The sequence below is a fragment of the Dokdonella sp. genome, from assembly GCF_049593775.1.
In the GTDB taxonomy this organism is placed as follows: Bacteria; Pseudomonadota; Gammaproteobacteria; order Xanthomonadales; family Rhodanobacteraceae; genus Dokdonella.
The window spans coordinates 1-8,191 of sequence record NZ_JBAWHJ010000368.1 but is presented as its reverse complement, the minus strand read 5'-3'; the positions used below and the strand labels follow the sequence as shown (position 1 = coordinate 8,191).

General features: G+C 60.3%; 9 protein-coding genes. 1 reads left to right on the top strand and 8 read right to left on the bottom strand.

Annotated elements, in window-relative coordinates:
• The 6 genes from WBP53_RS12680 to alkB form a co-directional block, all read right to left on the bottom strand.
• A partial coding sequence (locus WBP53_RS12680; RefSeq protein WP_423929467.1) for a S4 domain-containing protein occupies positions 1-341 on the bottom strand: 341 nt, incomplete at its 3' end.
• Between the two features lie 66 nt (positions 342-407).
• Complete coding sequence (gene secF / locus WBP53_RS12675; protein ID WP_423929465.1) at positions 408-1,373, bottom strand: protein translocase subunit SecF; 966 nt, start codon at positions 1,371-1,373, stop codon at positions 408-410.
• Positions 1,374-1,389: 16 nt separating this feature from the next.
• The gene (gene secD, locus WBP53_RS12670; protein ID WP_423929463.1) at positions 1,390-3,249 is read right to left on the bottom strand and encodes a protein translocase subunit SecD; all 1,860 of its coding nucleotides are present in this window, start codon (positions 3,247-3,249) and stop codon (positions 1,390-1,392) included.
• A 156-nt stretch (positions 3,250-3,405) separates the two neighbouring features.
• Positions 3,406-3,738 carry a preprotein translocase subunit YajC gene (gene yajC / locus WBP53_RS12665; protein ID WP_423929461.1) on the bottom strand — a complete coding sequence of 111 codons (333 nt, stop codon included), beginning with the start codon at positions 3,736-3,738 and terminating at the stop codon, positions 3,406-3,408.
• Positions 3,739-3,875: 137 nt separating this feature from the next.
• Positions 3,876-4,280, bottom strand: a complete 405-nt coding sequence (locus tag WBP53_RS12660) for a DUF3224 domain-containing protein (protein ID WP_423929459.1) — start codon at positions 4,278-4,280, stop codon at positions 3,876-3,878.
• Between the two features lie 70 nt (positions 4,281-4,350).
• Complete coding sequence (alkB, locus tag WBP53_RS12655) at positions 4,351-5,022, bottom strand: DNA oxidative demethylase AlkB (protein ID WP_423929457.1); 672 nt, start codon at positions 5,020-5,022, stop codon at positions 4,351-4,353.
• A 133-nt stretch (positions 5,023-5,155) separates the two neighbouring features.
• Here alkB and WBP53_RS12650 point away from each other — a divergent pair, with 133 nt between their 5' ends.
• Positions 5,156-5,878 (top strand): aspartate/glutamate racemase family protein, encoded by a 723-nt coding sequence (locus WBP53_RS12650; protein ID WP_423929455.1) that lies wholly within the window; start codon positions 5,156-5,158, stop codon positions 5,876-5,878.
• 89 nt (positions 5,879-5,967) lie between these two features.
• On the opposite strand, the gene WBP53_RS12645 is transcribed toward WBP53_RS12650, so the two are convergent.
• Together WBP53_RS12645 and WBP53_RS12640 are read right to left on the bottom strand one after the other, a co-directional pair.
• Positions 5,968-6,177: a YbdD/YjiX family protein gene (locus WBP53_RS12645; protein ID WP_423929469.1), complete on the bottom strand. Its 210-nt coding sequence runs from the start codon at positions 6,175-6,177 to the stop codon at positions 5,968-5,970.
• A 50-nt stretch (positions 6,178-6,227) separates the two neighbouring features.
• Complete coding sequence (locus WBP53_RS12640) at positions 6,228-8,189, bottom strand: carbon starvation CstA family protein (RefSeq protein ID WP_423929453.1); 1,962 nt, start codon at positions 8,187-8,189, stop codon at positions 6,228-6,230.
• Between the last annotated feature and the right edge of the window lie 2 nt (positions 8,190-8,191).

The window sequence follows — 8,191 nt, the reverse complement described above, 5'->3', positions numbered from 1 at the left end:
GGCAGGCCGGCATCCTTGAACAAGGCATACACCGTATCTCGACCGTGTTCGTCATCAGTCGTGGTAACCAGTCCCCGCGGCTTGTTGAGCATCAGGTATTTCCTTGATGCTGAAACAGCCGGCTTGCCGTCGATGGCGATCCGCGCATCGGAAACGGTGCGGGTTTCCGGATCACGCACGAATACATCATCAACGCTGACCCGCCCTGCGCGCACCATGACTTCAGCCTGCGATCGGGAGCAGATGCCGCGCTTGGATATCACCCGCGCCAGTCCATGCTGCCCGGTTGAGGGCGGCGATACTCGCTTGCCGTTTGGTGGTCGGGATGGTTTGCCAGCCAAGCCTGCACACTCCGCAAAAGGAACGGGGCGCCGAAGCGCCCCGTAGATTCTAACTTGACGCGCCACTTACGGCCGGCGTTCGAGTTCGGGATCGTCCTTGAGCGTCGGCATCAGGTCCTGCTTGGAGACACCGAGCACGAGGAGCAACGGGTTGGAAATGAAGATCGACGAGAGGGTACCAATGAAGATACCGATCAGCATGATCAGACCAAAGTTCTCAAGTGCCGGACCGCCGATGAAGTACAGGGTACCGACAGCAAGCGCCGTCGTCGAGCTGGTCATGATGGTGCGTGACAGGGTCGTATTGATCGACTTGTTTAGGACCTGGGATGGCTCGCCCTTGCGCGAAGCACGGAACGACTCGCGAACTCGATCGAAGACGACGATGGTGTCGTTGATCGAGTAACCGATGACCGACAGCACCGCGGCCAGAGCCGGCAAGTCGAACTCCCCCCCAACCATCACGAAGATTGCCACCGTGAACAGCGTATCGTGGATTTCCGTGATGATCGCGGCCACGGCGAAACGCCACTCGAAACGGATCCACAGGTAGAGCGTGATGCCGGCGACAACGAAGATGATCGCGACGAGACCACTTTCACGCAGCTCTTCGCCAACCTGGGCTCCAACGAACTCGCTGCCGAGCACACTGGCATCAGGACGTTGCGCGCGCAGCGCTGCCAACACGTTCGCGGCAACCATGTCGTTAGCTTGCACGCTGGCTTCCTGCGTGGTCGCTTCCGCTTCCTTGTCGGCGACGATGCGGATGGCGAAATCATTGGTGCCGCCGAAAGTCTGCACAACCGCATTGTCGAAACCACCAGCCGTAAGGGCTGAGCGGACTTCGGCGACGGTGGCCGCATCCTCGTAGCTGACCTCGACACTCGTGCCGCCGGTGAAATCAAGCCCGTAATCGATGCCGCGAGTGAAAATCACCGCAGCCGCAAGGATCGAAATGATGGCCGCAAGCACGAGGCTGGTCTTGCCCCATCGCATGAAGTCGATCTTGCTGTTCGGATTGAAGAGTTCCATGAATGAATCCTTGAGGTCAGATCGGCAGCGACTTGAGCTTCGAGCGACCGAAGATCAGCGCGACAAGAGAATGAGTACCGGTCACCGATGTGAACATCGACGTGAGGATGCCGATCGACAGGGCGATGGCGAAGCCGCGAATGGGACCCGAGCCGAACGTCATCAGGCTGACCGTTGCGATCAAGGTGGTGACATTGGCATCCAGAATGGTTGACCAGGCCTTTTCGTAGCCAGCGCGAATCGCGGCGAACGGTGTCATGCCATTGCGCGACTCCTCTCGAATTCGCTCGCAGATCAGTACGTTCGCATCGACTGCCATGCCGAGGGTCAGCACGATGCCGGCAATGCCAGGCAGGGTCAGGGTCGCCTGGAAGATGCTGAGCACGGCCACCACGAGGACCAGGTTCATCAAGAGAGCCACATCGGCAATCAGGCCGAAAACCTTGTAGTAGATCGCGACGAAGACAACCACGAGCAGCAGGCCGAGGATGACCGCATTCATGCCCTTGCGGATGTTGTCGGCGCCGAGGGTTGATCCAATCACGCGCTCCTGGACGATATCCACGGGCGCAGCCAGCGAGCCGGAACGCAGCAACAGCGCCAACTCGGAGGCCGCCTTGGCACTTTCCAGCCCGGTTGTCTCGAATCGGCTCGAGAAGACACCGCGGATCGTGGCCAGGCTGATGATCTCTTCGGTGATTTTCGCGCTGCGAACTTCCTCACCGTCGACAATTTTTACTTCGGGAATGCGTTCCACGAGGACGACGGCCATGCCCTTTCCGACATTCTGCGAGGTGAACTCCAGCATGCTGCGAGCACCCGTGGAGTTCAGCACGACCGAAACCGCCGGCGTGCCGGTCTGCTGGTCCGTCGCACTGGACGCGTCGACCAGCTCATCACCGGTGACGATGACTTTCTTCTTCAGTACGGCCGGACGGCCATCCTTGAAATAGTAGATGCGCGAATCAGGTGGCACCGATCCGGTACGCACGGCCTCAGCCACGTTGACGCTCTCGTCGACGGCGCGGTAATCCAGTGTCGCCGTGGCACCGAGCAGCTTCTTGGCCTCTGCCGTGTCCTGCAAGCCCGGCAATTCGACGACGATGCGGCTGTCGCCCTGTTGCACGATCATCGGCTCTGCGACACCGAGCGAGTTGATGCGGTTGCGCAAGGTGCCGACGTTCTGCTTGATCGTGTTGTCGGCGATTTCCTTGATGCGCTCCGGCTTGACCGTAGCCACCAGGGTCGGCAAGCCGCCAATGGTCTGGCCATCGTTGACGTTGAGATCGAGAAGATTGGCGCCAATGGCAGCCGCGACCGCATCACGCTCGTCTTCGTCGGCAACCTGGACAATGATGCCCTGGGCACCACGATCGACCTTTACGTTGCGGATTTCCTTTTCGCGCATCAGGCTGCGAATGTCGTCGACATAGCGCTGCTCCTGGGCCAGCAGCACACTCTTCTGGTCAACCTCCATGAGGAAGTGCACACCACCCTGGAGGTCGAGTCCCAGCGGCATCGAGTTGGCGCCAATCATGCGCATCCATTCCGGCACCGTGGAAGCCAGATTCAGCGCAACCGTGTAGTTGTCGCCAAGATCGGTGCGCAGGGCGCTGGCGGCCGAAAGCTGGGAATCGGTATTCGGGAACAGGGCAAGCAGGCGGTCATCGTTGATTTCGACACGCTCGAACTCGATCTTGCGCTCCTGCAGAGCCTGCAGGGCACGCTCCTTGAGAGCTTCATCGACAACAGCGCTCTTGTTCGCCAGGACCTGTACGGCTGGCTGCTTCTGGTACAACGATGGTATTGCATACAACACACCAATGAAGGCCACTATCGCGACCAGGATGTGTTTCCAGCGGGGGTAATCGTTCATTCTTGCCAATCCGGTTTTGCGCTGTTGCCGAATAGCCCAGCGTGTCTTTCGTCCATTCCGCAGTGCAGCCCGGAATCACCGATCGCGTTCATTGCGATCGGAAATCCCTTGACCTCGCGCCCGGCTACCCGAGCGTTGGGCTTACCCGATGCAATATCAAGCCTGCTTGATCGTGCCTTTTGGCAGAACTGCGGTTACCGCGTTCCTCTGCACCTTGACGCTGACGTTGTCGGCGATTTCCAGGGTGATGAAAGAGTCGGCGATGTCCTCGATGCGGCCAACCAGGCCACCATTGGTGAGGACTTCGTCACCCTTGGCCAAAGCGGCGACCATGGCCTTGGCTTCCTTGGCGCGCTTCATCTGCGGGCGGATCAGCATGAAATAGAAAATGCCGAAGATGATGATCAGCGGCAGGAAAGACATCAGCGGATTCGGTGCGCCGGCAGCCGGCGCGGCCTGTGCATACGCGGAACTGATAAGGAAATCCATTGCTACTCCAAAGGGTTGCGGGTCGTCCGGCGAATACCGGGACGCGAAAAAGGTCGCGGATTATGCCATGACGGGGCCGCCGGCGCACGATTTCCAGCGGTCCGATGGCGCGACCTGCCAATACCCGTGCAAGCGCCTCAGCTCAAGCCTTCCAGGCGGTAATCCAGGCCGTAATAGTGAACGCCCTCGCGAATATCGATACTCAGGGATCCGCTGATGCCGGCCAGCTGGCCGGTACCGGAGTCGGGCACGACCGTGACCGAAAGGCTGGGTGCGCCCCGGTTCATCGTGCCCGTGTGCTGCAGGATAAAGCTGCCCTTGCGCCCCTGCAGGGTGCCGGTGACATGCTCGATGGCCACGTAGCCGGCTGAACCCTTCACCGAGCCCATGGCACTCAGCATCTCGCCAACACTGCTGGCCTCAAGATCGCCGCTGAACTGCTTGTTGATGGAAATCCTTGCCCGCATCTCGTTGTCGCCTACTTCATTGAGATCCAGAGGATTCAGGCTCACCTTGAAGGAACCGGTTGCACGCAGGGTCATGGCGCTGGACTTGAGTCGGGACGGAGATGTCGACCTTGCAGGCAGTCGTGCCCCTTGCGCAAGCCCGACATCACAATCCGGATGGCGGCCAGGGGCCTGCCTTGCGCAGGGTCAGGTTGAACCGACAGGGGCCGGTCAGCGGATGGATTCCGGATTTTATCGGGCGCACGCCATGAAACCTGAGGCGCGAAGCACCGCCCCATACAATCACATCACCGTGCCGCACGGGTACAGCCACCGGCTTGTCCGCACGGAGGCAGCCGCCAAACAGGAAAACCGCCGGCAGACCAAGCGAAACCGACACGATGGGTGCGCCCAGGTCGCCTTCATCGCGATCCTGGTGCAGGGCCATGCGTGCGCCGGGTTGGTATCGGTTGATCAGACAGCCATCCGGGATGAAATCAGGGACGTCGATCATGGCCGCCGCCTCTGCGGCCAGCACGCTGAACACGGCTGGCATTGGAGGCCAGGCGCGTTGCGTCAATGGATCGCGTGGCTCGTAGCGATAGCCGCGCCGGTCGCTGACCCAGCCCAGTGAACCACAATTGCTCATCGCCACCGACATCATGGCGCCACCTGGCGTTGTCATGTTTCTCAACGGTGCCTGCTCGAGCGCCGCTTCGATGGCAACGAGCAGATCCGGCGTTCGACCTCGCGCAAGATTTCGCAACACGGCAGCCCCTTCCGCCAACGGTTGCTTGCGGACCTCGGTTTCCAGCGCGTCCTGTTCAAACAGATCCATGACCGCTCACGCAGGCTGAATTTTGCTGAATGCGGGTCACGACCCGAATTCGGCCGGGAGGCAAGGCTTGGTAGCATTCTTGCATGTGCGAACTCTCGAACACGTTTGCACACCTGACACATCCGAGGCAGTCATGAAGACGATAGGCCTGATTGGTGGCATGAGCTGGGAATCCAGCCTGATCTATTACCGACTTATCAACGAGCGGGTCAAGGGCCGGTGCGGTGGCCTGCATTCCGCCCGACTGATTCTCTACAGCGTGGATTTCGACGACATCGATCGATTGCAGCGGTCCGGGGACTGGAGTGCAGCCGGTCAGATCCTTGCCGACGCCGGCTGCGCGCTCGAAGCTGCCGGTGCGAACTTCCTCGTCCTCTGCACGAACACCATGCACAAGGTATCGGCGGCAATAGAGGAGGCGACCACGATTCCCCTGTTGCACGTCACCGATGCCACGGCCCGAGCCATCCGCGTCGCCGGACTGAGCCGGATCGGCCTGCTCGGCACGCAATTCACGATGGAACAGGACTTCTACAGGAACCGGCTGTCCTATCCCCATGGCGTGGAAGTCATCACCCCTGAACCCAGGGATCGCGAACACGTCCATCGCGTGATCTATGAAGAACTTTGCCTGGGCACCATCAGCGACACGTCCCGCGAGCTCTTTCAGCGCATCATCACAAGCCTGGTTGCCCGAGGCGCACAAGGCATTGTTCTTGGATGCACGGAAATCGGTCTTCTCATGAGGCAGGAGGACGTGGATGTGCCGCTGTTCGACACCACAGCGATCCATGCGCATGCTGCCGCCGAACGCGCCTTGATGGACATGAAAATCGCGAACATGACGCTTCGCTGATACCTGGCTGGAGCTGGGCCGGGGCTGATGACACAGGCTCAAGCCGGAACAAGACAAGCCTGTTGCTCAATACCACCCCATGACAGGCTTCAGCAGCATCGCCCACCGCCGCCCTTGTATCGGGCGTTCTGGCGCTCCACGAAAAATTCGGGGTAGCTCATCGGCACACGATCCGGATGGTGTTCGCGCAGATGACACAGATACGTGTCGTAGTCGGGCACGCCGATGCAACGCCGTGCAATCTGCACGGCACGCGTCCAACCAGCGAGAAAGGATTGAGCCCGATAACCACGTCCCAACAAAGTCCTGCACCTCTCCAAGATGTTCTTCAACTCCCGCCCAATCGCACTCATGAGCGCACCGAGGCCAGCGCCACATAGGGCGTCTCGCCCGTCATCGGAACCGGGTTTCTCCTCGCCCGCAAGGCACTGCGCAAACCGAGCAGCACGATCAGCACGACGATTGTCATGAACAACAGCGCGAGCCCGGCATTGACATGGTCATTGGTGATGATGCGCTGCATTTCCGCGAGCGTGGCCGCGGGCGCGATGACTTGTCCCTGTGCCAGCGCATCGCTGTACTTTGCGGCGTGCGCAAGGAAGCCAATCCGGATGTTGTCGTCAAACACCTTCTGCCAGCCAGCGGTCATCGTGCAGATCACCAGCCAAACGGTAGGAAGAAGGGGAACCCAGACATAGCGGTCGCGCTTCATCCGGATCAGGATCACGCAGCAAACCGTCAGCGCAATCGCCGCAAGCATCTGGTTGGCGATGCCGAAAAGCGGCCACAGGGTATTGATGCCGCCGATCGGATCGACCACGCCCTGATAGAGAAAATAACCCCAGCATCCGACGCAGATTGCCGTCGCAATGATATTGGCCGTCCATGACTCCGTATTCTTCAATGCCGGTACCGCCATGCCGGCCAACTCCTGGATCATGAAGCGGCCGACCCGCGTGCCGGCATCCACCGTAGTCAGGATGAACAGTGCTTCGAACAGGATGGCGTAGTGGTACCAGAACGCCATCATGCCTTCGCCGGGAATTACCGAATGGATGATCTGCGCCATGCCTACCGCGAGTGTCGGCGCTCCTCCGGTGCGGGAAAGGATGCTTGTCTCGCCAATTTGCTTCGCGGTTTGTTCAAGGACATCGGGCGTGATCACGAAGCCCAACTGGCTGATCGCCAGAGCGGCCGATTCGGCTGTGCTGCCGATCAATGCTGTCGGCGCATTCATCGCGAAATAGATGCCAGGATCAAGTACGCAGGCGGCGACCAACGCCATGATGGCGACAAACGCTTCCATCAGCATCGAGCCATAGCCGACGACGCGTGCTTCGCTTTCGTTGGCCAGCAACTTCGGTGTCGTTCCCGATGAGATCAGCGAGTGCCAGCCCGACACGGCGCCGCAGGCAATCGTGATGAAAAGAAAGGGAAACAGTCCGCCTGCGAAGACCGGGCCGCTGCCATCGATAAATCGGGTCAGTGCCGGCATGCGCAGTTCGGGTGCAGCGACGAGAATGCCGAGCGCGAGCAGGACGATGGTGCCGATCTTGAGAAAAGTCGACAGGTAGTCTCGCGGCGCAAGCAGGATCCATACCGGCAGCACCGATGCCAGGAAACCATAGGTGATCAACATCCAGGTCAGTTCACGTCCGTCGAAATGGAAACGCTCGGCCCAGACCGGATCCTGCGCAACCACTCCACCCAGCCAGATCGAGGCAAGCAGCAGCAACAGTCCGATGATGGACACCTCAAGCACCCTGCCCGGGCGCAGCCATCGCAGGTAAATGCCCATGAAGACCGCGATCGGCATGGTCATGGCCACGGTAAACGTTCCCCAGGGACTGGCCGCCAGCGCCTTGACCACGACCAGGGCAAGCACGGCGAGGATGATGAACATGATCATCAGGATGCCGATCATGGCGACGACACCAGCAGCCGGGCCCAGTTCGGCGCGCGCCATGTCGCCCAGCGACTTGCCATCCCTGCGCGTCGAGAAAAACAGCACCATGAAATCCTGCACGGCGCCGGCGAAGATGACTCCAACCAGGATCCAGAGTGTCCCCGGCAGGTAGCCAATCTGCGCAGCCAGCACCGGACCTACCAGCGGCCCCGCTCCCGCGATTGCCGCAAAGTGATGCCCGAACACGACGCTCTTGTCGGTCGGCACGTAGTCGAGACCGTCATTGCGCAGCACAGCCGGCGTGGCCCGTGTCGCATCCGGTTGCAGCACACGATCGGCGATAAACCGCGAGTAGAATCGGTAGCCGATCATCAGGATCGACACGCTGGCCGTGACCAGCCAGATGG